The organism is Sphingomonas floccifaciens, from assembly GCF_042681125.1.
Classification (GTDB): domain Bacteria; phylum Pseudomonadota; class Alphaproteobacteria; order Sphingomonadales; family Sphingomonadaceae; genus Sphingomonas; species Sphingomonas floccifaciens.
Genome location: NZ_JBHUFC010000002.1, coordinates 597,260 through 622,958 on the forward strand (window position 1 = coordinate 597,260; position 25,699 = coordinate 622,958).

The window sequence follows — 25,699 nt, forward strand, 5'->3', positions numbered from 1 at the left end:
TCGGTACGCTGCCCTACAGTCGACGCAGCGCGGCAGCGGGCGATGCGGTAAGAACCGGTACCGAACTCGCCAGGCCGATGCCGAGCGTCGCGAACGTGCCGGTCGCCAGCGTGGCCGCGATTACCCGCCAGTCCGGCGCCCAGCGGAAGTCGAAAACTCCGGTGATGACGTACCACGCCGCCGCTGTTCCCAGCCCGAGAGCCAAAATCGCAAGAACGAGGGCCAGAAGCGCATACTCGATCGCCTGTGCCGCGAGAATCTGCCGCCGCGTCGCGCCCAGCGTCTTCAGAATGACGCTGTCGTAGATCCGCGCCTGTCGGGCCGCGGCGATCGCGCCGACCAGCACCGCTATACCGGCAAGGATCGCGACGGACGCGGCGAGCAGGATCGCAGTCGCCATCTGGTCGAGAATCGTGCCGACCTGCCCCAGGATCTCGCTGACCGCGATGATCGAGGCGGACGGAAAGGCGGCGAGCAGAGCGCGCGATACCGCGCCCTCGTGACGGTCGTCGATCTCGATCGTGGAGGTCAGGCTATGCGGCGCGGTGATGAGAGTGTTGGGCGAGAAGACCAGGACATAGTTGAACCCCATCGTGTCCCAATTGACCTGACGCAGCGATGCGATCCGCGCGGTGATTTCACGGCCGAGAATGCTGACGGTCAACGTATCGCCGACGCCGATGCCCAGGATCTTGGCCGCGTTCTGATCGAGCGACACGAGCGGTGGACCGGCATAGTCGCGCGGCCACCACGCGCCGGCGACGAGATCGCTGCCGGTCGGGAGCGTATCGGCATAGGTCACGCCGCGTTCGCCGCGCAGGAACCAGGCGCCTTCCGGCAGGCGCGGCAGGTCGGCGACGCGCTGCGTGCCATAGGCGGTGATCGTGCCGCGCAGCGAGGGCACGATGTTAAGCTTCGCCTCTGGCGCGACCCCGCGCACCACGGCCGCGAAGCGGTCGCGGCTTTCGGACGGGATATCGAGCACGAACTGGTTCGGCGCGCGCTCCGGGACCACGCGGCGGATTTCGCTGTTCAGGCTGGTCTGGATGCCGGCCAGTGCAACGAACAGGGTCAGTGCCAGCCCCAGCGCGATCACCAGCGCCACGGTCTGCGCGCCCGGCCTGTGCAGGTTGGCGAGCGCGAGCCGGAGGAGCGGGCGGCGCGGTCGCGGTACCCGCGCGGCGATCCGGCGGATCAGCGCGCCGAGCGCCAGCAGAAGGAGAAGCACGACGCCGACCGCAGTCAGCACCGCTGCGGCGAACAGCGGCTCCCGCGCGGTGGCAAGGGCGAGCGACACGACCAGCGTGCCCGCCGCGGCGACCGACAGGATCGTCCGAAGATCGGTCCGACCGCGTGTCTCGACGCGGCTTCGCAACTGCGCCGCCGCTGGATGCGTCCGGGCACGCGCGAGCGGCGGGAGCGCGAAGGCAAGCGCGATGAGGATGCCGTAGGCGGCGCTGGTCGCCAGCGGTAGCGGATAGAGGCCAAGGCCGGGCGTGACCGGTAGCAGGTCGCCGGCCACGCTGACGAAGACCATCGGCAGCAGCGCACCAACTACCAAACCTGCCGCCACCGCAGCCGCTGTCGCCGCAGCGATTTGCAGCAGATAGATCCGGTTGATGTCGCCGGACGTCGCGCCCAGGATTTTGAAGGTCGCGATGCTCGCGCGCTTGGTCGCCAGATAGGACGCGACACCGTTGCTGACGCCGATTCCGGCGATGGCGAGTGCGGCGAGGCCGATCAGCGACAGGAACTGACCCATCCGTTCGAAGAAGCGAACGGCACCGGGGGCGGCGCGGTCGCGATCCTTATATTCCCATCCGGAGCTCGGGAATTCCGCCTTCAGCCGGTCGATGGCGGCCGTGGGTGTTACAGTCGCGGGCAGGCGGATACGATACTTCGCCTCGTACAACGCGCCGGGTTGCAACAGGCTGGCGCGACGCAGGCCGTCGAGCGAAACGATCGCGACCGGGCCGAGCGTGAAGCCTTCGCCAACGCGATCGGGTTCGTCGGCGATGATCCCGGCGACACGAAACTCCGCCTCGCCGTATCGCAGCCGGTCACCAAGCTTCAGCAACAGCCGGTCTGCCAGCGGTCGCCCGACCAGGACCGAGTCCGTCGAGAGCGGACTATACGTCCCGTCTGCGACCGTCAGGCCACCGTACAGCGGATAGCGCGGATCGACGCCCTTAAGTTCGGTCAGCACCGCATCGGGAGTTCCCGCAACCGGCACCGCTCGCCGTGCCATCGCGCGTGTGCGGATGGTGTCGCTTACTATGCCCAGGCGGGCGAACGCGGCATGCTCCGTCGCCGACGCCTGGCGCTGCGTCATCGCGATTTCGATATCGCCGCCGAGCAGTACCTGCCCGCGCGATTGCAGTTCGCTGGTGATCGAGGCGGTCAGGCTGCCGATCGTGGCCAGGGTGGCGACGCCGAGGAACAGGCAGATCAGCAACAGCCTCAGGCCGCCGAAGCCGGCTTGCAGGTCCCGCCGCGCGACTCGCCAGCAGCGCGCCCAAGCGAGCCGGTCGGTCATTGGCTATCGGACACGATCAGGCCGTCGCGCATCGTCAGTACCCGGTCGCAGCGTGACGCCAGCGCCGGATCATGGGTGATGATGACCAAGGTCGCACCGGCCGCGCGCTGCCGCTCGAACAACAGGTCGACGATCGCCCCGCTCGTCGCGCCGTCCAAATTGCCGGTCGGTTCGTCGGCGAAGAGGATGCCCGGCCGCCCCGCGACCGCACGCGCGATGGCTACGCGCTGTTGCTCGCCGCCGGACAACTGGACCGGATAATGAGTTGTACGATGCGCAAGGCCGACCGCCGCCAGCTCCTCCGCGGCGCGTGCGAAGGCGTCTTCCGCACCGGCAAGTTCCAGCGGAACCGCGACATTCTCCAGCGCGGTCATCGTCGGCAACAGATGGAACGCCTGAAGCACGATGCCGACCCGCCCGCGCCGCGCGCGTGCCAGGCCATCTTCGTCGAGATTGGTGTAGCGCACGCCTGCGACCGTGACGTCGCCGCCGCTCGCACGCTCCAGCCCCGACAGGATCGCCATCAGCGACGACTTGCCCGAACCCGACGGGCCGAGGATCGCGATACTCTGGCCCGCGGCGATCTCCAGATCGATGCCCCTCAGGATATCGGTCGGCGCCTCGCGGCTGCCGAGTGTCAGCGTGACATTGCGTGCGCGGATTGCAATATCCGCCACCGGATCATTCGACATGTGCGAAAGGGAACGTCCTTGTCCAACAGGCTAGTCCCATATGCGGGCGCGCTGCTGCTTCTCCAAGGGCTTGCCGCCTGTTCTGGGGAGAATTCGACCGCTAACCAGGTGATGCCGCCGGCGGCCGAGGTGAATGTGTCGCGACAGGCAGCGCCGGCCGCCGACACGCGGCTGGTCGTCGCGTTCGGCGACAGCCTGTACGCCGGCTATGGCGTGCTGCCGCAGCAGAGCTTTCCGGCGCAATTAGAGGCGGCGTTGAAGGCGCGGGGGATCGCGGTGACGGTGCGAAACGCGGGCGTATCGGGCGACACGACCGCCGCTGGGCGACGGCGACTGGCGTTCACGCTCGACGGGCTGGACCGCAAGCCGGACCTCGTGCTGGTCAATCTGGGCGGCAACGACATGCTGCGCGGGATCGATCCGGAAGAAACCCAAGCGAACCTGACCGCGATCTGCGAGGAACTGAAGCGGCGCGGCATTCCCATTTTCCTGACCGGAATGATCGCGGCGCCCAACCTGGGAAGCGACTATGCGCGCCGCTTCAACGCGATCTACGGCGATCTGGCCAAACGCTATGATGCGGGGCTTTACCCGTTCTTTCTCGATGGTGTCGTGACCGACAGGACCCTGATGCTGCCGGATCGCATCCACCCCAACCCCCGCGGCATCGACCGCATAGTCGCGAAAGTCGCGCCGCAGGTCGCCGGGGTCTTGGAAGGGGCGTGATCCCACGCTTCATGGAAGCGAGCCGAAGCGTGCAGCGACGCTGCCGCCTGCGCGATTGCCTAATCCTCGTCCCGGCGTCACAGGGGCGGCTCGACGCCAGCCGTAGTGAGAAGGATAGCCGCCATGTCAGCCGTCGATCACCGCGGGGTTCGCGAGGCCGCGCTTGGTCTGGATTTCGGCACGACCAATACGGTCGTCGCGCGGAGCGACGGGCAGGGTGCGTCCCGGCTGATCGACTTCGTCGGCACGGAAGCGACAGGAGCGATCTTTCGATCGGCGTTGTGCTTCTGGGAAGAGGAAGGCGGGTGGAACGGCATCGCGCATGATGCCGGGCCGTGGGCGATCGCCGAATATCTCCAGTCGCCGCTCGACAGCCGTTTCGTCCAGTCATTCAAGACGGTCGCGGCCAGCCCCTCGTTCGAACGGGCGCTGATCTTCAACAAGCCGTATCGGTTCGAGGATTTGGGACGGCTATTCCTGCAATCGCTGGTCAAGCACGCCGGCGGTGCCCTCGACGACAGGCCGCGGCGCGTCGTGGTGGGGCGGCCGGTCGAATATGCCGGCGCCCGGCCCGATCCGGCGCTGGCCCGAGAGCGCTATGATCTGATGCTCGCCGCCTTCGGCGTCGAGCTTCATTATGTCTACGAGCCGCTGGGTGCCGCCTACAGCTATGCCGAGCGGCTGGATCAACCCGCGACGATCCTGATCGCCGATTTCGGCGGCGGGACCACGGACTTCTCGGTCGTGCGGGTGGCGGAGCCTGGATCTGCGCGGCGCTGCACCCCGCTCGCCGCGGCCGGCGTCGGCATCGCCGGCGATCGGTTCGACCAGCGGATCGTGACCCAACTGGTGCTGCCGCTGCTGGGGAAGGGCGGACAATATCGCTCGTTCGGCAAGCTGCTGGACATTCCGGGCGGCTATTTCACCGATTTCGCGGACTGGTCGCGGCTGGCGATGATGCGGACGCGCAAGACGCTGGAGGAACTGCGCCGGCTCCAGCGCGACGCGGTCGACCCGGCACCGATCGGCCGGATGATCGCGCTGATCGAGCATGAGCAGGGCTTCCCGCTATATGACGCGGTCGGCCGCGTGAAGCGGGCGTTGTCGGACGCCGAGCACGCCGAGTTCCGCTTCTCCGGCGGTGGCGTCGATGTCGAGGCTGAAGTGACTCGCGCGCAGTTCGAGGGCTGGATCGCCGACGACCTGATGCGGATTGAGGCGGCGATGGATGCCGCGTTGGTGAAGGCGGGACTGGAAGCGGAGGCGATCGACCGCGTATTCCTGACCGGCGGGTCGTCGCTGATCCCCGCCATCCGCAGACTGTTCGAGCGGCGCTTCGGCGCGGAGCGGATTGCGACCGGCGGCGAGTTGACCTCGATCGCGCATGGTCTCGCGCTGATCGGAGAAACGCCGGACATCGCGCAATGGACCGATTGATACCAATGGCGGCGGCAAGGCGGGAGCGATAAGGGATGTCGCGATGATCCGCGTCACCGAACTCAAGCTACCGCTGCACCATGCCGACGAAGCCCTGCCCGCCTCGATCTGCAAGCGGCTGCGGATCACGCCGCGCGAGTTGATCCGCTACACGATCGCGCGCCGTGGCAACGATGCGCGCGACAAGGCGAACATCGCACTGGTCTATTCGGTGGATGTCGCGGTGAAGAACGAAGGCGCGGTGCTCGCCCGTTTCAAACGCGACCGCGATATCGGACTGACACCGAACACCCAGTACCGCCCGCCGGTGCTCGCGCCAGCCGGGGTGCGGCGCCCGGTCGTGATTGGTGCCGGTCCCTGCGGCCTCTTCGCCGCGCTGATCCTGGCGCAGGCCGGCTTCCGCCCGATCCTGCTCGAACGCGGCAAGGTGGTGCGCGAGCGGACGAAGGACACTTGGGGGCTGTGGCGCAAGAGCGTGCTCAACCCGGAATCGAACGTCCAGTTCGGCGAGGGCGGGGCGGGAACCTTCTCCGACGGAAAGCTCTACAGCCGGATCAAGGACCCCCGGCACCTGAACCGCAAGGTGCTGACCGAGTTCGTGAAGGCGGGTGCACCGCCCGAGATTCTTACCGAAGCGCATCCGCATATCGGCACCTTCCGTCTGGTCACGATGGTCGAGAGCATGCGCGCCTCGATCGAGGAACTGGGCGGCGAATATCGCTTCGGCACGCGGGTCGACGGGATCGATATCCAGACCAGTGCGGGCGGAGAGCGGCATGTTCGCGGCCTGCATCTGCACGACGGGTCGTATCTGGAGGCCGATCACGTCGTCCTCGCCATCGGCCACAGCGCGCGCGATACGTTCGAGATGCTCCAGGCGGCGGGCGTGTTCGTCGAGGCCAAGCCGTTTTCGATCGGCGTGCGCATCGAGCATCCGCAATCCTGGATCGACCGCTCGCGCTTCGGGCATGAGGCTGGCAACCCGATCCTGGGCGCGGCAGAATATCACATCTCGCATCACTGTTCGAACGGGCGAACCGTCTACAGCTTCTGCATGTGCCCCGGTGGTACCGTCGTTGCCGCGACGTCGGAGGAGGGGCGCGTCGCCACGAACGGTATGAGCCAATATTCGCGCAACGAGCGCAATGCCAATTCCGGCTTCGTCGTAGCGATCGACCCGGCGCAGGATTATCCGGACGACCCGCTGGCGGGCATTGCGCTTCAGCGCGCGCTTGAGGAGCGGGCGTTCGTCGCCGGCGGTTCGAACTATCATGCGCCGGCGCAGAGGGTCGGGGATTTCCTCGCGGGGCGGGCGTCGACCTCGCTCGGGTCGGTCGTCCCCTCCTATCGCCCTGGTGTCACGCCCACCGACCTCGCCGATGTCCTGCCCGACTTCGCGGTCGCAGCGATGCGCGAGGCGATCCCGGTGTTCGGTCGGCAGATCGCGGGCTATGACCATCCCGACGTGGTGATGACCGGGGTCGAGACGCGGACATCGTCGCCGGTGCGCTTCACCCGCGGCGAGGACGGCCACAGCCTGAATACGCGCGGATTATATCCGGCGGGCGAGGGGGCGGGGTACGCCGGGGGCATCCTCTCCGCAGCGGTCGATGGGATCAAGGCGGCGGAGGCCGTGGCGCGCAGCATCGTCGCATGACGAAGCTGTTCTTCGACGGCGGCCTTCGACCAGCGGGGATGGAACTGGCGGTCGTCGTCGGTGGACGCCTGCATGTCGAAAGCGACCTCGGACCCGGCACGAGCATGGAGGCGGAATGGCGCGCGTTGATCGCCGCCGCTCGTCTGGCACTGCGACTGGAGATCACGGACCCGGTGCTGCTGGGCGACGCGGCGGCGGTGATCGCGCAAGCAAGCGGTCGCGTTCGGGTCCCGCCGGCGTATCGTACGCTGGCCGGAACCTATACCGGATTGCCGCGGATGCGCCTGCGCTACATTCGTCGCGCGCAGAATCTCGCCGGGATCGCTCTGGAACGTCGGCACGGTGGCCGACAGCCGTTCGCTCTGCTCGACTGATTGCAGGCTATCGAAAGCCGGTCGTCACATTCCGGCCACGCCTCGCCCTTTTCTCGACCGGATCGACCACCACATCGGATGTCAAAGCTGATCCGGAGATCCATCATGCGCGTATCCTTGCGCACCGCGGCACTGCTCGCCGCCCTCATTCTGTCGCCGCTGGCGGCGCATGCCGCCCCCGCCCAGTCGCTGGCGGGCGATTGGCGCAACGCGAAGAATACCGTCCACATCCGCGCCTATCCATGCGGCGATGCGGTCTGCGGCACGGTCATCTGGGCCAGTCCATCCGCCGAGGCGAAGGCGCGGGACAAGGGTGCCGACAAGCTGGCCGGCACCCAGATTTTCCGCGAGTTCCGTCCGACCGGCGATGGCGGCTATACCGGCAAGCTGTTCGTGCCGACCGTCGGCCGGACCTTCTCGGGCAGGCTGAAGATCACGCCGGACGACAAGCTGGTCGGCAAGGGCTGCGTGATCGGCGGATTGTTCTGCAAGTCGACGACGTGGGTGCGGCTCTGAGTTGACGCTTTCCGGCCCCTTTTGCCCTGTGCCCGCTCGGCACGAACGGGCGGGGGCTAGCCCGCCATCCTGATCCACATCCATAGCGCCATCGCGATCATCATCAGGTTTTCGGTGAACGACAGGAAGCCAAGCGGCACGTTGCTGGCGCCGCCGACGCAGGCGCATTTCAGCGTCCGCCGGTCGATATAGACCGCCTTTACCACGGACACGGCCCCGATCCCGCCGATGAAAAGTGCGATGGGAATCGACAGCCAGCTCAGCACGCCCGCGATCATCAGGATGCCCGCCAGTCCTTCCGCGAACGGATAGATATAGGAATAGGGCACCCATCGCTTGGCGAGCAGGTCGTAATTCAGAAACATCGTCGCGAAGGTCTCGACGTTCTGGAGCTTCAGCAGCGCGAGCACCGCCATACTGAAGCCGATGAACCATTCGCCGGCGCGGACCGTCAGTGGCGTGCCATAGGCGGCGGTGCTGGCGGCCAGCGCCATCAGCGCGGTCATGGCGAACAGTGTGATGACGGGCGTGTAGGTCGTCGCCTTCGGGTCGCGGACGGGCTTGCCGAAATAGCGCCGCAGGTCGTCATAGCCGCCGACGCGTGCGCCTCCGATGAAGATCTGCGGCGTCGTCTTCACGTCGTACTCGGCCTTGAACGCGTCGGTTTCGGCCCGTGTCGTCAGCCAGCGATCCTCCACCGCGAAACCCTGGCGCTGCAACAGATACTCGGCCTTCAGGCCATAGGGGCAGACGTGGTCGGGCATGACCATGCGGTACAGCGTAGCATGTTTGTCGGCAGGCATTGGTCGAGCCTTCGGGGTCGGACGGTCCAGACCAATATAGGAGCGCCGCCTGCCGGAGCGAAGATTGGTCCCCGCGGTTTCGAGGGAAGGGAGGGGGAGCGAAACCGCGGGGTAGGAGCTCAGGCGGCTGCCCGGCTCCGTATCTGGTCGGCCCCGATCGTCTCGGCAGGGCGCAGGATTCCGTCTGTCAGGCTGTAGATCCAGCCATGAAGGGTCAGGCTCTGGCCGCGGTCGACGGCGGCCTGGACGATCGGCAAATTGGCAAGGCGATGGAGCTGCTCTCGGACATTCAGCTCGACCAGCCGGTCGACCCGTTCCTTCTCGCCCAGCGCATCGAGTTCCGCCTTGTGCCGCTCTGCCAGGTCGCCGACGCCGCGGACCCAGTGTGCGACATGGCCGGTCGCGTCGCGGTGCAGGCCGTGGGCGACGCCGCCGCAGCCTTCATGGCCGCACAGGATGATGTGATCGACCTTGGTCTTTTCCAGCGCGATCTGGAGCACCGCCATTAGATTGGCATCGTCCTCATAGACCAGGTTGGCGACGTTCCGGTGGATCGACATCACGCCCGGCGGCGAGTTGGTGATCTGGTCCGGTGCGACGCGGCTGTCGGAACAGCCGATCCACAGGAAGTTGGGGTTCTGGGCGGCGGCCCGACGCTCGAAATAGTCGGGCCGCTCGTCCTTCAACTGGGCTGCCCACGCCTTGTTGGACAGCAGCAACAGGGATTCGTCGTTCATGCGTGTACCAGCTCCCGGCGCGGCGCATTGATCAGCGGCGCGCTGCGTTCAGCGATGTCGCCGCGGACCATGACGCGGATGTTCTTAAACTCCGCGCCGCGGACGAACGCGTTGATCATGTCGATGTTGTCGAGGTCGACGTAGGATGTCGACGACAGGTCGATCAGCAGGTTCGAACCCTCCGGCACTGTGTTGAGGCACTTCTGCAATTCATACTTGTGGATGAAGTACAGATTGCGGCGGGCGCGGATCATCACATTGCCCTGGCCATCGTCGACCAGCACCAGCGCCGAGCGGAAGTTGCGGGCGATGACGAACACGAAGCCGATGGCCAGGCCGATGCCGATCCCTCTCAGCAAGTCGGTGAACAGGATCGCGGCGATCGTCGCCACGAACGGCACGAACTGGGTCATGCCCTGCTTCCACCGCTTGGCGAACAGCGACGGCTTGGTCAGCTTGTAGCCGGTCTGGATCAGGACGGCGGCGAGGGCTGCCAGCGGGATCAGGTTCAGCAGGAACGGGATCAGCAGCACCGACAGCAGCAACCACAGGCCGTGCAGCATCGTCGAAAGCTTGCTGTCCGCGCCAGCATCGACGTTGGCGGACGAACGGACGATCACCGAGGTGACGGGCAGGCCGCCGATCAGGCCGGACACCAGATTGCCGCCACCCTGGGCGAACAGCTCGCGATTCTTGTCGGTCGTGCGGCGCTTGGAGTCGAGCTCGTCGACCGCCTTGACGCTCAACAGCGATTCGAGGCTGGCGACGATCGCGAGCGTGAGCGCGACGGTCCACACCGTGCCGTTGCCGATCTGGCCGAAGTCGGGGAGGGTGAACAGGTTGACGAACCCGCCGAGGCCGTCTGCGATTGGCACCTGAACCAGATGCGTCGTCTGAAGCTGAAGCGTCGGCGCAACGACACCGAACAGTGCGTTCATCGCGACCGCGCCGACCACAACGACCAGCGGACCGGGAATGAGCTTGAACGGCCCGTCCTTCGGCCGGTTCGCATCCCACCAGAACAGGAAGGCGATCGACACGACTGAGATGATCAGCGCCCCCGCCGTCAGCTGGTTGGCGAAGCTGTAGAAGACGGCGGAAATGGTGTTCATCCCGTCGCCCTGCGAAAAGCTGAAATCGCCGCCCGGATCGCCGTCGTAGCCGACCGCGTGCGGAATTTGCTTCAGGATGAGGATCAGGCCGATCGCCGCCAGCATGCCGGTGATGACCGACGAGGGTACGAATTCGGCCAGAACACCGCCGCGCGACAGCGAGAAGATCATCTGCATCGCGCCCGCCAGCGTGACCGCAAGCAGGAACGCCTGAAACGTCGGCAGGCTCTCGATCGCGGCGAAGACGATGGTCGTCAGGCCCGCAGCCGGACCGCTGACCGACAGCGGCGACTTCGACAGCGCACCGACGACGAGACCGCCGACGATGCCGGCGATCAGACCAGAGAACAGCGGCGCGCCCGACGCGAGCGCGACGCCGAGACAGAGCGGAAGCGCGACGAGCGCGACGACGATCGACGCCGGAACATCCTGCTTCCAACTGGAGAACGGCAGGGCCATGAATTCAATATCCCTGAAAAAAAGGAAGCGGTCGCCACGGCTTGGGGGGCGAGGCGACCGCTCCAGGGGAGGGAAGGTGAGGGCGGACCCTTATGCCGCTTCGTGCTGGACGAAGTCGGCGGCCAGGCGACGTTCGGGGTGGAGCGCAACAGGCAGATCCTCCCCGTCGCGGACCGGCTGGAACCGGCCCTTGTCGCCGTCATAGGCAAGGATGCCACCCGAATGGATGTCGACGAACCAGCCGTGCAGCGTCAGCTCGCCCTTGGCGATGCGGCTGGCCACGGCCGGGTGGGTGCGAAGGTGCTGAAGCTGGACGACCACATTCTCCAGGCTGGCGGCACGGATCGCGGCCTGACCGTCGAGCTCGGGATAGCTGTGATCGACGACCGACTTGGCCGCGTGGCTGTGCTTCAGCCACGCCTTGACGCTGGGCAATTCGTCCAACCCTTCCGGATTGGTCAGCGCACCCATCGCGCCGCAGCCCGAATGGCCGCAGATGACGACGTCGGTGACGCCCAGCGCGGCGACGGCATATTCGATCGTCGCGGTCACGCCGCCGTTCTGCTGCGCGAAAGGAGGCACGATGTTGCCGGCGTTGCGGATCACGAACAGCTCGCCGGGGCGTGCCTGCATGATCTGTTCGGGCACGACGCGCGAATCGGAGCAGGAGATGATCAGGACCTTCGGCGCCTGGCCCTCGTGCGCCAGCTTGCCGTAGAGGTCCGCTTCGTCCGCGAAGACCTTGCTTTCGAACTTGAAAACGCGGCCGACGACGTCGTTGATGTCCGGCATAAAAATTCACCTCGTCTGTTGCGGCGCGTCGGCGCCGTTCGAGACAGTATGTAGCTAGCGTGATCTTTCCGGACCCGCACGGGTGTGTAACGAATTATTGCTCGGACAAATTGGTCGCGCTGGGCAGGCGGATGGCCGCGATCAACCCGCCCTCGGCGCGGTTAGTCAGCGTGAAATCACCGCCGTGCTCGGCGACCGCGCGGTCGACGATCAACAGGCCGAGCCCGAACCCGCTGGTGTCGCGCTGGCGCGCGTGATCGAGGCGGACGAAGGGTTCGCGAACCAGCATCATCGCCTCGTCCGGGATGCCGGGGCCGTCGTCCGTGACCGTCACCGTCACCGCATCGGGAGCGGTGGTCAGGGACACGACGACGCTGCTGCCATAGCGAACGGCATTCTCCACCAGATTGACGATCGCGCGACGGATGGCGATCGATCGCAGCTGCATCTCCAGGTGCGAGGGGCCGTCGTACTGGACATCGTGCCCGTGATCGGCGGCGTCGTCGACGATGCTGGCGCACAGTACCGCCAGGTCGATCAGGCGCGGCGCCTCTGCCTCGCCGTCCCCGCCCAGGAAGGTGAGAAGGGAGGTGACCATCGCCTCCATCCCTTCGAGGTCATCCTCGACTTCGCGGCGAAGGACCTTGTCGTCGACCGCCTCGACGCGCAGGCGCAGGCGGGCAAGCGGCGTGCGAAGGTCGTGGCTGACCGCGGCCAGCGCGCGGGTGCGTTCGTCGATCAGGCGGCGGATACGCGACTGCATCGCCCCGAACGCCTCGACCAGCCGCTGGACGTCGCCGGTGCCGACCGGAAGGTCGGGGGTCGGATCGGTCTGATCGAGACCGGGCCCGAAGCGCTCGACCGCATCGGTCAACTGGCGAATGGGCTTCAGCGTCTGGCGGATGAAAAGCCCGCCCAGCAGCATCAGCGCGAGCAGGGTGACGACGCTCGACACCACGCGGCCATAGGTCGCGCCGGTCGTCTGGAGCGGCTCAATCGTGCGGAAGAACAGCCAGTCGCCCTCCGGCAGTCGCAGCGATCCGACAGCGATCGTCGATCCGGCACGCGGCAGCGTCTGCGCCTGGAGTCCGGTGCGAGCAAGCGCGGGTTCCCAGGTAACGATCTGCTCGCGCATCCGTGTCTGATTGTCGCCGGCGCCCGGCAGCACCGGCGCCGCAGCGCTCCAGCGAACGAAATAGCGGTCGGTCGTCAGCTCGTCGGCCATCGCGTGCCGCCGTTCGCGCGGCTGCTCGGAAATCAGGCGGCGGGCGATGACCAGATGTTCGGCCAGCCGCCGCGCCTCGTCCTCGCGCACCGCGAATTCGCTGGCCTGTTCGTAGATCGCGGTGCTGATCGCGAATTCGACGACCAGCGTCACCAGCAGGATCGCGACCAGCCGGGCGATGATGCCTTGCGGGATCAGGCGGAGGCGGGTCACTCGCGTTCGACGGGGGCGTTCAGCATATAGCCGACGCCGCGGACGGTGACGATCGGCGCGGGCTTGTCCGCGGTCGACAGCTTGCGACGCAGCCGGCTGATGAGGACATCAATGCTGCGATCGGTCGAATCGCCCTGGCGCGTGCGCGACAGCTCGATCAGCCGCTCGCGCGCGATGACGCGCCCGGCATGGTCGAGCAATGTCGTCAGCAGGTCGAATTCGGCACCGGTCAGCTCCACCACCGCCCCGCTCGGCGACCGAAGTTCATGGCGCGGCGTGTCGGCGACCCAGCCGTCGAAGCGATATAGGCCGCGGCTGGTATCGCCCGCACCCTTCGCCTCGAACCGGCGTAGCACCGCACGGACGCGCGCGACCAGTTCGCGCGTGCCGAACGGCTTGGAGATATAGTCGTCCGCGCCCAGCTCCAGCCCGATCACCCGGTCGGTTTCGCTGCCCTTGGCGCTGGCGAAGATGATCGGCACGTCGCTGTCGCGGCGGATGCGGCGGCACAGGTCGATGCCGCTGGTGCCCGGCAGCATGATGTCTAGGATCACCAGCTCGACCCCGCCTTCCTCCATCGCCTGCCACATCTCGGGCGCGGCGGCGCAGGGGCGGACGTCGAAGCCGTTTTCCTTCAGCGCCCGCGCGGTCAGGACACGCAGCGCGGGATCGTCTTCGACCAGCACAATCATGTCAGCGTCGGTACCGGCAGCAGGGGGCCGCACGCAAGGGCGATGTCGGGCATGGGGCGGGAAGGAGTGTCCGTCTCCATCGTCCCTGGGCCGAAGCCTTGAGGACAAGGGCAGATATCCACGTGGACCGTGTTCAACCTGTGGACCTACCTATCGCCCAATTTTCCACCCTCTGGACCGATCCGTCAACCGAACTAGGTTGCAGGCGCCCCGGTCAACTTCAGGCCGGCGGTTTTGGAAGGAGTGATCGCCGCTCTTCGGGGAACAGCGGGACAACGGACTGCAATTCCTTCGAGAAGCTCTGACGCAGATGGCCTGAAAAAAGCCACCCGACCTTTTCGCCTTGGGAGAGCGGCTCCATCACCGGCTGTATGCCGATTTGGTGCATGACCTGGATGGCCACCTCGAATTCGTTTGCCGAGCAGACGACATATTGGTGGTCCTTGATGATCGATCGGTCGATCTTTCGACGGTCGAGTTCGCCAAGAACGAGGGCGTTGAGATCGCCGTGGGTGGTGTGGGTGAACAGGTTCCAGTTGTCCATGGTCACGAGGACGGGATGAACAGGTTTCCCGTTCGGCTTCCAATGTGGATATTGGCCTGCAAGGGCGTCGGACAGCGTTGCGTAAACCTGGCCGATCGCCTTCGCCAGCTTGGCGAGCTGCGTGGTCACCGCGGCGTCGGGAGCGAGGTATTCCTTGGCCGCGCGGCCCATCTTCAGGAGTTTGGTCTCAACGAAGAGCGATGCGGTATCGTCGACGACGATGAAGTCGACGGCGTCCTTCGGCTGCTTCTTCGATCCATAGGGTTGCTCCGGCAGGACTGAGAAACGCCCTTTGTTGGCGCGGTCCAAGGCCTCACCGATATAGGCCTGATATGCTGGGCCCATGTGTGCGCTGAGCACGTCGACGTCGTGGCCGGCGATATCGAAATAGAGGCCGTCGGTCATGCGGCGTGCGAGGAGGCCCGGGATCGGACAGATGATTCTTCCGCTATCCTCGATCCGAATGAGCGGATGTAGCCACAGTGGATTGAAGGCGTAGGCCCAGTCCCCGTTCAGCGATCGCGCATCGTGGGTGCTCTTGCGGATGGTGGCCAGATCGACGGTCAGGTTCTCGGTGACCGGTCGGGGATTGAAGCCTAGCATGGGAACGACATTCTCGCACCAGTCGGCGGTCATGGCGAAATGTTCGATGTATGTCGCGAGTGCTGCGAAGCCGGACAGGGCGACCTCCTCTGCGGATAGGCCGTAGACGGTCCGGACGACGTCGTTCATCGCTTCGCTCCGGTAGATTTTTCTGGTCCGGATTAGGTCGTTGTGGCTGACGCCTTGCTGCCAGTGGAACTGACGGTGAGCGATGCGGGTCATCTCGGACATGACGTTGTGCTCGTCGATGATCGAGCCTTCCTCCTCTGCACGCTTGAGAAGATTCAGCGCTTTCGCGACCTGACCCCATTCGGTGATCTGCCTTCCCACTCGGGGGTCGCAATGGAGAATGACCTCACGTGCAAGCGTGTCGAGTTCCCAGAGGAAGAAGCCCAGTGCCAGATTGTTCCTGAGTCCATTCGGGTTGGCCCCAGCAAGGTACCGGGGCAGGTTCATCCCGAATTCGAGGTGGTTGCTCAAGTACCAGATCGCCTGGAGAAACGAGACCGTGTTGTACGGTCGAAGGTAATTCCGGAGCGGCTTGATGATTTCCATCGTCAATACCTAATGTTGGCGGCGGAGTGATTCCATGGTGCGAGCCGTGTCTCAATCAGAGGCGGCGGCATGGCTGATGATTGTGACCCGTTTGATGTTGTGCAAATTCTCAAAGCCCGAACTCCGCCTCGGCTGCGACGCGGCAGAAGCCAGCCAAGCCATGCCTTTCGATACCGGAGCGCACGGCATCTGCATACGCGATCTGGGTCGCGACACCTCGCCTCGCGGCAAGCTCGGCCGACGAGATGCTGCGGCGAGCCATGGCGAGGACGTCGACGACAGCAAGAGTCTTCTTGCGTCCGCCCTTCATCGTCGGGACGTCTGCGAAGAGTTCGGTCACCTGTTTCGAGGCGATGTTGAGCACTTCCATTGCATCCGCTTTCGACATCATAGTGGCAGGCGCCAGACGTTGCGGCTTGGGGGCACTGTAGACCAGCGACGCGACACGGCGTGCGTCCTTGACGCGAATGCGGATGTGGTCGACGAACTGGCCCCGGACGTCATCGACGGCGTATGCGATGTCACCGTTGAGGAACGCTTGCAAGGCAGGCCCCCATGGCTTGAAGCGACCGCCGACAGCCTTCATCGCCTGCGCGACACGGATGCACTCGTCCTTCGGGATAGACGACCGATTAGCCAGGACGTCCGCGGTCAGCCGCGCGAACGACGCCTGGGTCGTCTGATGGACGTTATAGCGCATGAAGTGAGAGGGATGCTCCAGCACGTCGAGAAGCCCCATCTCGGCAAGCTGCGAGACGCCGTCGTGGGAGATGCCGAGGTCGGAACTCACGCTGTCGAACCCCTTGCGTCCGGAAACCTCCTGCCTGATCCGATCAACTTCCGCGCGGTCGAACAGCAGCTCGCACCGTTCCGCGCGGAGTGCAGGAATGGTAGCGAATCCCTTGCCACGGCGGAGTTCGGCAAGCTGCTGGGTCCCGAGCCCCAGTAGGCGCGCGGCCTCCTTGATGCCAATGGTTCGCGCTTCGATGACTGCACCACTTGGACCAGCGAGATCTAGGCTGCTGCGTACGTCGGCGATCAAGGCGCTCAGGGCAGCTGAGCCGCTGGCGTTGGGTACGCGAAGGAAGTACGTCGTGCGGCCGCCGTTTCCATCGCCATGCCTTTTGGAGCGCGCCTCCATGCGGCAGCAGATCAGGTCGATGAAGCGTTGAGGCCAGCCCTCCATCAGCCTCCAGGCTTGGGTGGTCGCCATGCAGACGCGCTCCGGATCCATCAAATGCAATCGCTGTATGTCACGGCTCAGACCCGGGTCGACGACCGGGACTAGGGCCACGAGCAGATCGGCGGCGAGTTGCCCGTCGTCGATGGACAACCTGCCTGGAAGGCGTTCGAGCGCCGCCGAGCGTCGATCCTCCTTGAAAAGGTCTGCCACAGGCTGCAGAGCAGCCAACAGCTCCGGCGCCACGGTCGTACTCTGGCTGCGGCGGAGATCAGCCATGCAATGCTCGCAGTGGGCGATGCCGGAAGTGATGATCCAGCCGACGCGACCGCCCTCGCAGATGGGGTTCTGGCAGCGGTCGAGCAGCATCTGGCCCGTCTCGGTGCAGACCGGGAGCAGGCGCAGGTCCCACAGCGCACGGTGATAAGCGCCATCGGGGCGCTGCAGAGCGGCCGGGGCGTAACGGCGGATGCCGCTTTCGATGAGGAAAGTCGGCAGGGCGAGGCCGTTGAACAACCGATGGCCGCCACCCCCAGCCTTCTCCACGAGATACGGACGCGAGCGGGAACTGAGTTCGGCCGCCTCCACACCCATGAAATTGGCCAGGGAGATAAGCCGCTCGGGCTCGACAGCCGACGCGGACGGCCTGTGTCCAAACTCCAGGCCGGCCACGCTGGTAACCTCGATCATTCGTTCATGCCAGTTGTCGGATGCGAAGCGCGCGACCCCGCCGTTGAAGGACTCACCGTCGCGCAACAAGAACGGGGGGCTGACTTGGGTGGCGGGGAGGAGGCCGCTCATGCGGCCTTCTCCTGCGCAAACGGTTGACCTTGGTGTGGATGGCGGCGTCGACCCGGGCCTGTCGACGCGGTTCGAAGCGCAGGCAGTTGTCGATGAGACGCTTCACACCCTCCTGATCGTAGTAGCGCAGCCCGCCGAAGATGCGCACGCCGCTCTTGCTGACGGTAACGTTCTGCCTGGTCTCCATCGTCTCGAGACGCCAACGCCAGACGTCCGCCATGACGTCGATGCCGTGGCGGTTGGCCGACTTCTGGAAGACGAGCGCGGGCTGCAGGTTGTTGAGGCCGTCGTGCAGGTCGGTGTGGTAGTCGGCGATCGCCTTGTTCGCGATCGCCTCGATCTCGTTCATCGTGGCGACGGCGAGATCCTCGGCGTCGTGCTCCGAGCGCCGGGTATAGGCGATCGGCATGGTCGCGCCTGGCAGATGCTCTAGCATGAGACGTGGGATGGTGCCCATGGCCCGCTCGCCGATCGCTCGGTAGCGGGGCGCCTTGATCGGACAGAAACGAACCGAGAAGGATCCCGAGCGGGCGGCGTCCTCAAGCCCGTGGCCAGTGAATTCGGCCGCATTGTCGAGAATCAGCTCGTTCGGCTTGCCGCAGATTCGGACGAGGATCGGATAGCGCGCGGCGTCCTGGGGAGGCGGGCGCTTGGGCAGCTTTGACGCCAAGGATGCACTGAAGGCGCGGGGCTATAGGTGGGATCCGGAGCGCCGGACGTGGTGGACCGAGGTCGCGGATGACGCGCGCACGGCGGAAGAATTCTGGCTGGCGACGAACGTCTACGCCGCGGGGCACGGTGCCAGAGCCATGGCGCCCCGCTTCGAGATGGTCACGGCCGCGGACCGCTTCCTGTGAGCGCCTTCGTCAGTGCCGGTAGGCGCGCGCTTCATCTCGACCGTCAGCGAAGGACCATCCGCAGGCTGCGCAGGTGCTGTGGGCGGGCGGCCAGGGACGATCCGATAGGCGTAGGCGCCGAAGGGCGGCGCTGCCCCTCGACCAACTGATCGATCGAACCACAGCAGGAAAGGTGAAAGTCATGGCCACGAAGAAGAGCAGGTCGACGGCCGTCGCGGTGCAGAAGCCGCTGCCGCTCGCGAAGGTAGGGAAGGGCGCATTGGCGGATGCGGTCGGGTCGGGCGTCGATCTGGCCAAGGTGTCGGGGACGGGCGGCGAGTTCGTCAGCCAGGACGGCGTGGTCCGCATCACCGGCCGCGCCTATGCGACGAGCGGTGACGTGGTGCCGGAAGCCGAGATCTTCTATGCGAAGCGGGAGATGCCGCGCTCTCATGGTCCATGGCTCGGCGAGGCAGACAAGGTCTCGTGGGTCGACGAGGCGACCGGCCTGGAGTGCATCATGATGCGCGGGCATCCCGAGGGCTACCTGAGCGGCTTCGTCGGGGTGCCGTCCAACCATCCCCTCTTCGGCTGGGACCATGACGCGGTGCCAGCGAGCCTCGGGATCGAGGTGCACGGTGGCCTGACCTACTCGCGCATCTGCGACGACGGCCCAAACCCTAAGCGGCGCCTGATCACCGAATACCGCCGCATCTGCCACGTCGTCGTTGGCGAGGTGCCTCTGCAGCATGCGACCGATCATCGCGCCAGCCCGCACCAGTGGTGGTTCGGCTTCGACTGCAACCATGTCTACGACGTCGTGCCCGGCGAACTGCGCGATCGCCAGAGCTCGGCAGGCACCGGGATCGAGGCAAGGTATCGTGACGACGGCTATGTCGTGCGTGAGATCCGCAACCTGGCTGCGCAGCTCGCCGCGATCCGCGACGGTCGTCCAGTCCCGGCCCGCGACGGGCCGCCGCTCCCGCCCATCGGCCTCGAGCCGAGTGTCGGATGATGGCGACGGCTAGGGAGCGGCATCGACCGGGCGATCTGCCGTGGGGCTGGTGGCTGCGAGCCAACGGCGCTCATTTTGAGGACGAGGATGGCCGCAAGTGGACGTCGGTGCGCGATGCCTTTTGGCGGGACGAGTTGGGCCTTCCCGAAACGCACGCCGTACGGGAGCAGCTCGAGTTCCTCCTCCGGGTCCTTCTGTCGGTCGATATGGCAGAACGTGGTGAGAGCGAACGCCGATTTGATCTCTTCCGCGGCAACCTGGTTCTCTGGACTTTCTATATGTGCTGGCTCGGTACCGTCGGTCTGCTGCAGCGTGGGTCGACGGACGATCTAAGTCCCGAGGGTCGGTCGGTGCTGATGATGCTGGTGGCTACCCGCGATCCAGAGTGGGAGGATCTGCCTATCGCGGACGTCATGGCAGCGGTGGTCGCGGCCGTCCGGAATCCATCCGATCGGGACCGCAAGCGGGCGCTGCAGGATTTCGAACGCGCGGTTGGCTTTCGGCGTCACGTCTTCGCGCGCGAGACGGTTGGGCAGTCGCACGCGATCACCCTGACCTCGATGGCGAACGGAAGTCCCGTCAGGATGCCGGTGAGGCGAGTGACTTGGTCCCTGGCGTTCGATGACCAGAGCGTACGCGACGATCTGTTCGCGTGGATCGCGGCCAGGGTCGACAATTGGGATCACTGGGGACGCATGGCCTACAGCAAGGGAGGCGATGCATTCACGCAGCACCTGCTCGGGCTGGTTGTAGCATCCAGGTCACCGCAGACTTAGGCGACGCTTGTGCCAGGCGGCGACGAAGCCTCGACGTACTTGAGACACGCCAAGGGTATTTGCGTCATCCGAAGCCTTGCTGAGCGGCCGTCCGGTCCGATCAGCAAGGCTTTTTATCGTGATCTGCGCCGTCACCGGATGCGCCTCGCGTGAGATATGCTGCAGCAGTCTCTTCGTCGGCTCGATGGAGCCGCATCCACCAATCGACCACGTCCCCGCCCGCGCCGCACGAAAAACAGTGAAAGCGGCTGTTGTGAACGTAGAGGCCACGGGTCGCATCCGGGTGGAAAGGGCATGACCCTCGAAGCCCTGACTGCGTCGTCTCCAATTCGACAGTTTTTGCCACCAATTGCACCAAGGGGCTTTGCGCTCGGGCTAATCGCCGATGGTCAGAAAGGTGCGACATGACGGTATGATCGTCGATCGCTGGCCTTCGTCAAGTGGTCATCCTCGTACAAAAGGTTCGGGGATGTTCGGCCTTTCGAGTGTCTAGGCAACAACGCGATATCGCGTAGAGCGTCACGACCTATTTGCGTCTTATGTGCAACGCTGGCTAGCGCCTCGCGGTCGGGAGATTTGAACCAAAAGTCCATCCTCCAAGGAAATGGACAAGGAGTTGGCGCGCCCGGAGGGATTCGAACCCCCGACCGAGGAGGTAGAAGCTCCTTGCTCTATCCAGCTGAGCTACGGGCGCGCACGAGGGTGCGATAGCGCGGATTGATCGGTTGCGAAACGGCGATCATAAGGCGCGGATGATCGAAGGGGACGGCGAACCGCGGCGCATCAGCGCGCGTGAGGTGGCGAGCGGGCATTTCCGCTATTTCGATATCGTCATGGTCGCGTTCGTCGTGATCCTGCTGCTGTCGAATCTGATCGGCGCGTCGAAGCGGGCGGAGCTCGACCTGCCGGTCATCGGCCTGTGGTCGTTCGGGGCAGGCGTGTTCTTCTTTCCTGTCAGCTACATCGTCGGCGACGTGCTGACCGAGGTCTATGGCTATGCCCGCGCGCGGCGCGTGATCTGGATGGGGTTCGGCGCGCTGGTGTTCATGGCGTTCATGGCCTGGGTCATCGTCTCGCTGCCCCCGGCGCGCAGCTGGCCCGGGCAGGCTTCGTATGAGGCGGTGTTCGGCAATACGTGGCGCATCGTGTTCGCATCGATGACCGCCTTCTGGGCGGGCGAATTCGCCAACAGCGTGGTCCTCGCGCGGATGAAGCTGCTGACCAAGGGGCGGTATCTGTGGATGCGTACCATCGGCTCGACGATCGTCGGGCAGGGTCTCGACAGCCTGTTGTTCTATCCGCTTGCTTTCGCGGGCACGGCCGGATGGACGACAGACGCGATCGTCCAGGTCGTGCTCAGCCAATTCGTTCTGAAGACCCTGTGGGAAGCGCTGCTGACGCCCTTCACCTACATGGTCGTCAATTTCCTGAAGCGGCGCGAGGGGATCGACGTGTTCGATGACACGACGAACTTCACGCCGTTCAAGGCGAAGGTGTGATCTGACCCAGCTTATGCTCCGGCGTGGGCTGGAGAATGGGGCGTCTACAAAACCGCCGCCAGCAGCCCTTCGAACATCCGGCGTCCATCGGTGCCGCCGTGCGCGGCTTCGATCTTGCGTTCCGGGTGCGGCATCATGCCGAGTACGTTGCCGGCTGCATTAAGGATGCCGGCGATGTTGCGGGCCGATCCGTTGACGCTCTCGCCGTAGCGGAACGCCACGCGCCCTTCGCCTTCGAGACGGTCGAGCGTCTCGGTGTCGGCGAAGTAATTACCGTCGTGATGCGCGACGGGGACCGACAGCGTCTCGCCGTTCCGATACTGGCTGGTGAAGATGCTCTGGCTGTTCTCCACCGTCAGCGCGACGTCGCGGCAGACGAAGTCGAGGCCGGCGTTGCGCATCAGCGCGCCGGGCAACAGACCGCTTTCGGTCAGCACCTGGAAACCATTGCAGACGCCCAGCACCGGCACGCCGCGCTCTGCTGCAGCGATCACGGCGCCCATGACCGGGGAGCGAGCGGCGATCGCGCCGCAGCGCAGGTAATCGCCGTAGGAGAAGCCGCCGGGGATGGCGATCAGGTCGAGGCCGTCGGGCAATTCGCTGTCGCCGTGCCACACCATGTGTGGGGCGCGGCCGGTGACGTGCGCAATCGCGGTCGCCAGGTCGCGGTCGCAGTTGGAGCCTGGGAAGACGACGACCGCGGCGCTCATGCGGCGCGCTCGATGCGGTAGTTTTCGATCACCGTATTCGCCAGCAGCTTGCGGCACATCTCGTCGATCGCCGCGTCGCTGGTGTCGTCGGCGACGTCCAGCTCGAAGATCTTGCCGGCGCGAACCTCTCCCACGCCGCCGAAGCCGAGGCTGCCTAGCGCATGTTCGATCGCCTTGCCCTGCGGATCGAGAACGCCGGGCTTGAGCGTCACGACGATGCGAAGTTTCATGGAAATCAGTCCCCGGCCGGTTAGGAAAGGTGGATGGCCGCGCCTATGCCCCCGCCGGTGCGGTGGAGCAAGGGCGAACGGGCTTTACGCCTCCTTTACCTAGATCAGCTACGGCAGAGGCGGGGCGACAGGTGCCCAGCGGGTTCGAAAGGATGAGACGTGGCCTATCTGGCGATGGTGATGTTCGTCGCGCTGATGGCGTTCGGACGCGATTATTTCCACTGGTCGGGCAACCAGGTGGAACTGGCGTTGTTCGCGACGTTCGTGTTCGGGATCATCTGCGGGTACCGTGTGAAGGGCTGAGGCCCGTCACCGTTACCGTCTAGCGCCACGCCGTCAGCCGAAGCCGGCCCTGCCGGCATCGCTGCCCGACGTGGCGAGTCCGCGATTTGCTGACGAAAATCGCCGGCCGCCCGCTACTTCCCGCGACGCTTGCGGTGGCTTTCCAGATCGAGAACGGCCGAGTCGCCTTCGCCCTCCGGCAACAGCCCGAGCCGGCGCGCGACTTCCTGATAGGCTTCGACTTCGCCGCCCAGATCGCGGCGGAAGCGGTCCTTGTCGAGCTTTTCGCCCGAGGCCATGTCCCACAGGCGGCAGCCGTCCGGGCTGATCTCGTCGGCCAGGATGATCCGGCCGAAATCATTATCCCAGATCCGCCCGAATTCCAGCTTGAAGTCGACGAGGCGGATGCCGATCCCGGCGAACAGGCCGGTCAGGAAGTCGTTCACCCGGATCGCCATGTCGGCCATGTCGTGCAGTTCGTCTTGGCTCGCCCAGCCGAAGCACAGCACATGCTCCTCTGAGATCATCGGATCGCCGAGCGCATCGTCCTTGTAATAATATTCGACGATCGTGCGGGGCAGGGGCGTGCCCTCCTCGATCCCCAGCCGCTTGCTGAGCGAACCGGCGGCGACGTTGCGCACCACGACCTCGATCGGCACGATCTCGACCTGGCGGATGAGCTGTTCGCGCATGTTGAGGCGGCGGATGAAGTGCGTCGGGATGCCGATCGCGCCGAGCAGGGTGAAGACATGCTCGGAAATGCGGTTGTTCAGCACGCCCTTGCCGCTGATCGTGCCCTTCTTCTGGGCGTTGAAGGCGGTCGCGTCATCCTTGAAATACTGGATGAGCGTGCCGGGCTCCGGACCCTCGTAGAGGATTTTTGCCTTGCCTTCGTAGATCTGGCGGCGACGGGCCATCGACAGTCCTTCAAAATGCGAGCGCCCCGGCGGCAGGACCGGCCGGGGCGGGGATCGCCGCGCCTATATCGGACGCGAGGGGCGGGTGCAATCGGCGGGCATGCCCAGGCGTTGGGGAACCGGGCCTGAGTCAGGGCTGTTCTGGCCTAAGTCACGGACGTTGCGGGCAAACTTCCCGCTGTTTGGAAGGATGCCGCCGATGAAGTTTACCGACCCGCATTGCGAGCGCCCGGCGTGAGCCGCGTTCGACTCAAGCCGATCGACGGGCAGGTGATCGTCATCACCGGGGCGAGTTCCGGGATCGGTCTGGTCACCGCCCGGCTGGCGATCGAACGCGGCGCGAAGGTGATGCTCGTGTCGCGGGACGCGGCGGCGCTTCAGAGCATCGTGACGGCCCTCGGTGAGAACGCGGATTTCGCGGCGGCCGACGTCGGCGATGCCGGCGCGGTAGAAGCCGTCGCACAGGCGACGATCGACCGGTTCGGCCGGATCGATAGCTGGATCAACGTCGCCGGGGTCGCGATCTACGCCAAGCTGCTCGATACGCCGATGGATGAGCATGAGCGCCTGTTCCGCACCAATTATTTTGGCGTCGTCCATAGTGCGCTGGCGGCGATCCCGCGACTGCGACAGACGGGCGGGGCGTTCATCACCGTGGCATCGATCGTGTCGGACCTGCCGGCCCCGGTGATGGGCGCCTATGCGGCGTCGAAGCATGCGGTGAAGGGCTATATCGACTCGCTGCGGATCGAGGTGACCGGCGACGCGCTGCCGATCGCGATCACGCTCATCAAACCATCGGGTACGGACACGCCGATCGCCGACCACGCCGCCAATCACTTGGATGGCGCGGCGCTGTTGCCGCCACCGGTCTATGATCCGGCGGTGGTGGCGGAGGCGATTCTCGACGCCACCGTCCATCCTCGCCGCGAAGTGACGGTGGGCGGGATTGGGCGGGCGCAGGTGCTGGCAGCGACGCATTTCCCGCAAGCGCTCGACTGGATGGGGGGCGTGTTCGCGCGTTTACTGCGCGATCCGTCGCGGCCGCCGTCATCGGGCGACAATCTCGGCGCGCCCGTCCGCAACGGTCGCGAGCGGTCGCGCGACCAGACGGGGCGTAGTTTCAGCCTCTATACGGCCGCTGAACGTAACAAGGGCGCGCTGGCGGGCGGCCTGCTGCTCGCCGGCGTCGCTATCGCCGCCGGCCGCCGCCTGCGAGCGAGCGGAAAGTAATCGACCAGCGCGGCTCGTCGATCGGAGCGATGCTATGCTCCCACGCGTGACGCGCCTCACCGGAAAGATGGTAGATCGATCGCGGCGCAAGCGGACGGGCAGCGCGCCGAAAGCTTGCGCCATTGCGGACGCGCAGCCGTAGTGTCGCGAGTGCGCCGAGCGACACGCCGACGACATGTTCGAACACCGGCCGGTCCCGGTGCCAGCCGATGCCGGCGCCGGGATCATAGCGGATCAGCAAGACTTGGGCGAGGTCATCGGCGGGAAGGTTTGCAATCGCGGCGGCGCGAGCACGGATCGGGTGAAGCCAGTCCGGTATCGCCTCGGCGGCCGCAAAGGCTCCGGTCGCGAAATCATAGGACCAGCCATAGGATGCGGTCAGGCGCTTGCCGAGCCATTGCTGGAAACGGAACGGTGTGAGTGGGGCAGCGTCGATATGGGCTATGAGCGCGGCTTCTTCGCCCGTGTCGATGATATTGTCCGTGTACGTCAGCCCCGGCACGAGGGGCGGGGCGAACAGATCGCCTTGATCCAAAAGTCCCGACAT

The 25,699-nt window shown here is 65.6% G+C and carries 27 protein-coding genes and 1 tRNA gene; 11 read left to right on the top strand and 17 right to left on the bottom strand.

Annotated features, from left to right (window positions below; all coding sequences use genetic code 11):
• Positions 1–13 precede the first annotated feature (13 nt).
• Both ACFSC3_RS05700 and ACFSC3_RS05705 read right to left on the bottom strand, forming a co-directional pair.
• On the bottom strand, positions 14–2,536 hold the full coding sequence (locus ACFSC3_RS05700) for an ABC transporter permease (RefSeq protein WP_380939433.1): 2,523 nt from the start codon (positions 2,534–2,536) through the stop codon (positions 14–16).
• Positions 2,533–3,228, bottom strand: a complete 696-nt coding sequence (locus ACFSC3_RS05705; RefSeq protein WP_380939434.1) for an ABC transporter ATP-binding protein — start codon at positions 3,226–3,228, stop codon at positions 2,533–2,535. The genes ACFSC3_RS05700 and ACFSC3_RS05705 overlap by 4 nt, the downstream gene beginning before the upstream one ends.
• Before the next feature lie 18 nt (positions 3,229–3,246).
• On the opposite strand from ACFSC3_RS05705, the gene ACFSC3_RS05710 reads away from it, so the two are divergent.
• The 5 genes from ACFSC3_RS05710 (at position 3,247) to ACFSC3_RS05730 (ending at position 7,938) form a co-directional block, all read left to right on the top strand.
• Positions 3,247–3,954, top strand: a complete 708-nt coding sequence (locus tag ACFSC3_RS05710; protein ID WP_380939435.1) for an arylesterase — start codon at positions 3,247–3,249, stop codon at positions 3,952–3,954.
• Between the two features lie 123 nt (positions 3,955–4,077).
• The gene (locus ACFSC3_RS05715) at positions 4,078–5,391 is read left to right on the top strand and encodes an Hsp70 family protein (RefSeq protein ID WP_380939436.1); all 1,314 of its coding nucleotides are present in this window, start codon (positions 4,078–4,080) and stop codon (positions 5,389–5,391) included.
• A 43-nt stretch (positions 5,392–5,434) separates the two neighbouring features.
• Positions 5,435–7,048 carry an NAD(P)/FAD-dependent oxidoreductase gene (locus ACFSC3_RS05720; RefSeq protein ID WP_380939437.1) on the top strand — a complete coding sequence of 538 codons (1,614 nt, stop codon included), beginning with the start codon at positions 5,435–5,437 and terminating at the stop codon, positions 7,046–7,048.
• Positions 7,045–7,422, top strand: a complete 378-nt coding sequence (locus tag ACFSC3_RS05725) for a hypothetical protein (RefSeq protein WP_380939438.1) — start codon at positions 7,045–7,047, stop codon at positions 7,420–7,422. The genes ACFSC3_RS05720 and ACFSC3_RS05725 overlap by 4 nt, the downstream gene beginning before the upstream one ends.
• A 105-nt stretch (positions 7,423–7,527) precedes the next feature.
• A complete protein-coding gene (locus tag ACFSC3_RS05730) occupies positions 7,528–7,938 on the top strand; it encodes a DUF2147 domain-containing protein (protein WP_380939439.1) in 411 nt (136 codons plus the stop codon).
• Positions 7,939–7,994: 56 nt separating this feature from the next.
• Here ACFSC3_RS05730 and ACFSC3_RS05735 read toward each other — a convergent pair whose 3' ends face one another.
• The 9 genes from ACFSC3_RS05735 to ACFSC3_RS05775 form a co-directional block, all read right to left on the bottom strand.
• Positions 7,995–8,741, bottom strand: coding sequence for a MauE/DoxX family redox-associated membrane protein (locus ACFSC3_RS05735; protein WP_380939440.1), 747 nt, complete (start codon positions 8,739–8,741; stop codon positions 7,995–7,997).
• Positions 8,742–8,860: 119 nt separating this feature from the next.
• Positions 8,861–9,478: a carbonic anhydrase gene (locus ACFSC3_RS05740; RefSeq protein WP_380939441.1), complete on the bottom strand. Its 618-nt coding sequence runs from the start codon at positions 9,476–9,478 to the stop codon at positions 8,861–8,863.
• Positions 9,475–11,049, bottom strand: a complete 1,575-nt coding sequence (locus tag ACFSC3_RS05745) for a SulP family inorganic anion transporter (RefSeq protein WP_380939442.1) — start codon at positions 11,047–11,049, stop codon at positions 9,475–9,477. The genes ACFSC3_RS05740 and ACFSC3_RS05745 overlap by 4 nt, the downstream gene beginning before the upstream one ends.
• 90 nt (positions 11,050–11,139) lie before the next feature.
• Positions 11,140–11,832, bottom strand: a complete 693-nt coding sequence (locus tag ACFSC3_RS05750) for a carbonic anhydrase (protein WP_380939671.1) — start codon at positions 11,830–11,832, stop codon at positions 11,140–11,142.
• Between the two features lie 103 nt (positions 11,833–11,935).
• Positions 11,936–13,279, bottom strand: coding sequence for an ATP-binding protein (locus tag ACFSC3_RS05755; RefSeq protein ID WP_380939443.1), 1,344 nt, complete (start codon positions 13,277–13,279; stop codon positions 11,936–11,938).
• On the bottom strand, positions 13,276–13,971 hold the full coding sequence (locus ACFSC3_RS05760) for a response regulator transcription factor (protein ID WP_380939444.1): 696 nt from the start codon (positions 13,969–13,971) through the stop codon (positions 13,276–13,278). The genes ACFSC3_RS05755 and ACFSC3_RS05760 overlap by 4 nt, the downstream gene beginning before the upstream one ends.
• 220 nt (positions 13,972–14,191) lie before the next feature.
• Positions 14,192–15,673 carry a hypothetical protein gene (locus ACFSC3_RS05765; RefSeq protein ID WP_380939445.1) on the bottom strand — a complete coding sequence of 494 codons (1,482 nt, stop codon included), beginning with the start codon at positions 15,671–15,673 and terminating at the stop codon, positions 14,192–14,194.
• A 109-nt stretch (positions 15,674–15,782) separates the two neighbouring features.
• A complete protein-coding gene (locus ACFSC3_RS05770) occupies positions 15,783–17,654 on the bottom strand; it encodes a hypothetical protein (protein WP_380939446.1) in 1,872 nt (623 codons plus the stop codon).
• Positions 17,596–18,324 carry a hypothetical protein gene (locus ACFSC3_RS05775; protein ID WP_380939447.1) on the bottom strand — a complete coding sequence of 243 codons (729 nt, stop codon included), beginning with the start codon at positions 18,322–18,324 and terminating at the stop codon, positions 17,596–17,598. The genes ACFSC3_RS05770 and ACFSC3_RS05775 overlap by 59 nt, the downstream gene beginning before the upstream one ends.
• Between ACFSC3_RS05775 and ACFSC3_RS05780 the strand changes: the two genes are divergently transcribed.
• From ACFSC3_RS05780 to ACFSC3_RS05790, 3 genes are all read left to right on the top strand, one after another.
• Positions 18,305–18,511: a hypothetical protein gene (locus tag ACFSC3_RS05780; RefSeq protein ID WP_380939448.1), complete on the top strand. Its 207-nt coding sequence runs from the start codon at positions 18,305–18,307 to the stop codon at positions 18,509–18,511. The genes ACFSC3_RS05775 and ACFSC3_RS05780 overlap by 20 nt on opposite strands.
• A gap of 181 nt (positions 18,512–18,692) precedes the next feature.
• Positions 18,693–19,505 carry a hypothetical protein gene (locus ACFSC3_RS05785; protein WP_380939449.1) on the top strand — a complete coding sequence of 271 codons (813 nt, stop codon included), beginning with the start codon at positions 18,693–18,695 and terminating at the stop codon, positions 19,503–19,505.
• Positions 19,502–20,281 (top strand): hypothetical protein, encoded by a 780-nt coding sequence (locus ACFSC3_RS05790; protein ID WP_380939450.1) that lies wholly within the window; start codon positions 19,502–19,504, stop codon positions 20,279–20,281. The genes ACFSC3_RS05785 and ACFSC3_RS05790 overlap by 4 nt, the downstream gene beginning before the upstream one ends.
• 100 nt (positions 20,282–20,381) lie before the next feature.
• Here ACFSC3_RS05790 and ACFSC3_RS05795 read toward each other — a convergent pair whose 3' ends face one another.
• Positions 20,382–20,687, bottom strand: a complete 306-nt coding sequence (locus ACFSC3_RS05795) for a CHC2 zinc finger domain-containing protein (protein ID WP_380939451.1) — start codon at positions 20,685–20,687, stop codon at positions 20,382–20,384.
• A 211-nt stretch (positions 20,688–20,898) separates the two neighbouring features.
• Positions 20,899–20,975 (bottom strand) — tRNA-Arg (locus tag ACFSC3_RS05800).
• 58 nt (positions 20,976–21,033) lie between these two features.
• Here ACFSC3_RS05800 and ACFSC3_RS05805 point away from each other — a divergent pair.
• Entirely contained in the window at positions 21,034–21,780 is a 747-nt protein-coding gene (locus tag ACFSC3_RS05805; protein ID WP_380939452.1) for a queuosine precursor transporter, read from the top strand.
• 44 nt (positions 21,781–21,824) lie between these two features.
• Here the strand turns inward: ACFSC3_RS05805 and purQ are convergent, their stop codons facing one another.
• Together purQ and purS are read right to left on the bottom strand one after the other, a co-directional pair.
• Positions 21,825–22,490, bottom strand: coding sequence for a phosphoribosylformylglycinamidine synthase subunit PurQ (gene purQ / locus ACFSC3_RS05810; RefSeq protein WP_380939453.1), 666 nt, complete (start codon positions 22,488–22,490; stop codon positions 21,825–21,827).
• On the bottom strand, positions 22,487–22,720 hold the full coding sequence (gene purS / locus ACFSC3_RS05815; protein WP_380939454.1) for a phosphoribosylformylglycinamidine synthase subunit PurS: 234 nt from the start codon (positions 22,718–22,720) through the stop codon (positions 22,487–22,489). Before purS ends, purQ begins: the two co-directional genes overlap by 4 nt.
• 159 nt (positions 22,721–22,879) lie before the next feature.
• Between purS and ACFSC3_RS05820 the strand changes: the two genes are divergently transcribed.
• Positions 22,880–23,023 (top strand): hypothetical protein, encoded by a 144-nt coding sequence (locus tag ACFSC3_RS05820; protein WP_380939455.1) that lies wholly within the window; start codon positions 22,880–22,882, stop codon positions 23,021–23,023.
• 113 nt (positions 23,024–23,136) lie between these two features.
• On the opposite strand, the gene purC is transcribed toward ACFSC3_RS05820, so the two are convergent.
• Complete coding sequence (purC, locus tag ACFSC3_RS05825; protein ID WP_056425279.1) at positions 23,137–23,919, bottom strand: phosphoribosylaminoimidazolesuccinocarboxamide synthase; 783 nt, start codon at positions 23,917–23,919, stop codon at positions 23,137–23,139.
• A gap of 234 nt (positions 23,920–24,153) precedes the next feature.
• On the opposite strand from purC, the gene ACFSC3_RS05830 reads away from it, so the two are divergent.
• The gene (locus ACFSC3_RS05830; RefSeq protein ID WP_380939456.1) at positions 24,154–25,152 is read left to right on the top strand and encodes an SDR family oxidoreductase; all 999 of its coding nucleotides are present in this window, start codon (positions 24,154–24,156) and stop codon (positions 25,150–25,152) included.
• Here the strand turns inward: ACFSC3_RS05830 and ACFSC3_RS05835 are convergent.
• Positions 25,112–25,699: an alpha-ketoglutarate-dependent dioxygenase AlkB gene (locus ACFSC3_RS05835; RefSeq protein ID WP_380939457.1), complete on the bottom strand. Its 588-nt coding sequence runs from the start codon at positions 25,697–25,699 to the stop codon at positions 25,112–25,114. The genes ACFSC3_RS05830 and ACFSC3_RS05835 overlap by 41 nt on opposite strands.

Coding starts and splice junctions, on each gene's coding strand:
- ACFSC3_RS05700 (WP_380939433.1), bottom strand. CDS start 2,536: ATGACCGACCGGCTCGCTTGGGCGCGCTGCTGGCGAGTCGCGCGGCGG.
- ACFSC3_RS05705 (WP_380939434.1), bottom strand. CDS start 3,228: ATGTCGAATGATCCGGTGGCGGATATTGCAATCCGCGCACGCAATGTC.
- ACFSC3_RS05715 (WP_380939436.1), top strand. CDS start 4,078: ATGTCAGCCGTCGATCACCGCGGGGTTCGCGAGGCCGCGCTTGGTCTG.
- ACFSC3_RS05720 (WP_380939437.1), top strand. CDS start 5,435: ATGATCCGCGTCACCGAACTCAAGCTACCGCTGCACCATGCCGACGAA.
- ACFSC3_RS05725 (WP_380939438.1), top strand. CDS start 7,045: ATGACGAAGCTGTTCTTCGACGGCGGCCTTCGACCAGCGGGGATGGAA.
- ACFSC3_RS05730 (WP_380939439.1), top strand. CDS start 7,528: ATGCGCGTATCCTTGCGCACCGCGGCACTGCTCGCCGCCCTCATTCTG.
- ACFSC3_RS05735 (WP_380939440.1), bottom strand. CDS start 8,741: ATGCCTGCCGACAAACATGCTACGCTGTACCGCATGGTCATGCCCGAC.
- ACFSC3_RS05740 (WP_380939441.1), bottom strand. CDS start 9,478: ATGAACGACGAATCCCTGTTGCTGCTGTCCAACAAGGCGTGGGCAGCC.
- ACFSC3_RS05745 (WP_380939442.1), bottom strand. CDS start 11,049: ATGGCCCTGCCGTTCTCCAGTTGGAAGCAGGATGTTCCGGCGTCGATC.
- ACFSC3_RS05760 (WP_380939444.1), bottom strand. CDS start 13,971: ATGATTGTGCTGGTCGAAGACGATCCCGCGCTGCGTGTCCTGACCGCG.
- ACFSC3_RS05765 (WP_380939445.1), bottom strand. CDS start 15,673: ATGGAAATCATCAAGCCGCTCCGGAATTACCTTCGACCGTACAACACG.
- ACFSC3_RS05770 (WP_380939446.1), bottom strand. CDS start 17,654: ATGAGCGGCCTCCTCCCCGCCACCCAAGTCAGCCCCCCGTTCTTGTTG.
- ACFSC3_RS05785 (WP_380939449.1), top strand. CDS start 18,693: ATGGCCACGAAGAAGAGCAGGTCGACGGCCGTCGCGGTGCAGAAGCCG.
- ACFSC3_RS05790 (WP_380939450.1), top strand. CDS start 19,502: ATGATGGCGACGGCTAGGGAGCGGCATCGACCGGGCGATCTGCCGTGG.
- ACFSC3_RS05795 (WP_380939451.1), bottom strand. CDS start 20,687: ATGTCGCACCTTTCTGACCATCGGCGATTAGCCCGAGCGCAAAGCCCC.
- ACFSC3_RS05805 (WP_380939452.1), top strand. CDS start 21,034: ATGATCGAAGGGGACGGCGAACCGCGGCGCATCAGCGCGCGTGAGGTG.
- purQ (WP_380939453.1), bottom strand. CDS start 22,490: ATGAGCGCCGCGGTCGTCGTCTTCCCAGGCTCCAACTGCGACCGCGAC.
- purS (WP_380939454.1), bottom strand. CDS start 22,720: ATGAAACTTCGCATCGTCGTGACGCTCAAGCCCGGCGTTCTCGATCCG.
- purC (WP_056425279.1), bottom strand. CDS start 23,919: ATGGCCCGTCGCCGCCAGATCTACGAAGGCAAGGCAAAAATCCTCTAC.
- ACFSC3_RS05835 (WP_380939457.1), bottom strand. CDS start 25,699: ATGTCGGGACTTTTGGATCAAGGCGATCTGTTCGCCCCGCCCCTCGTG.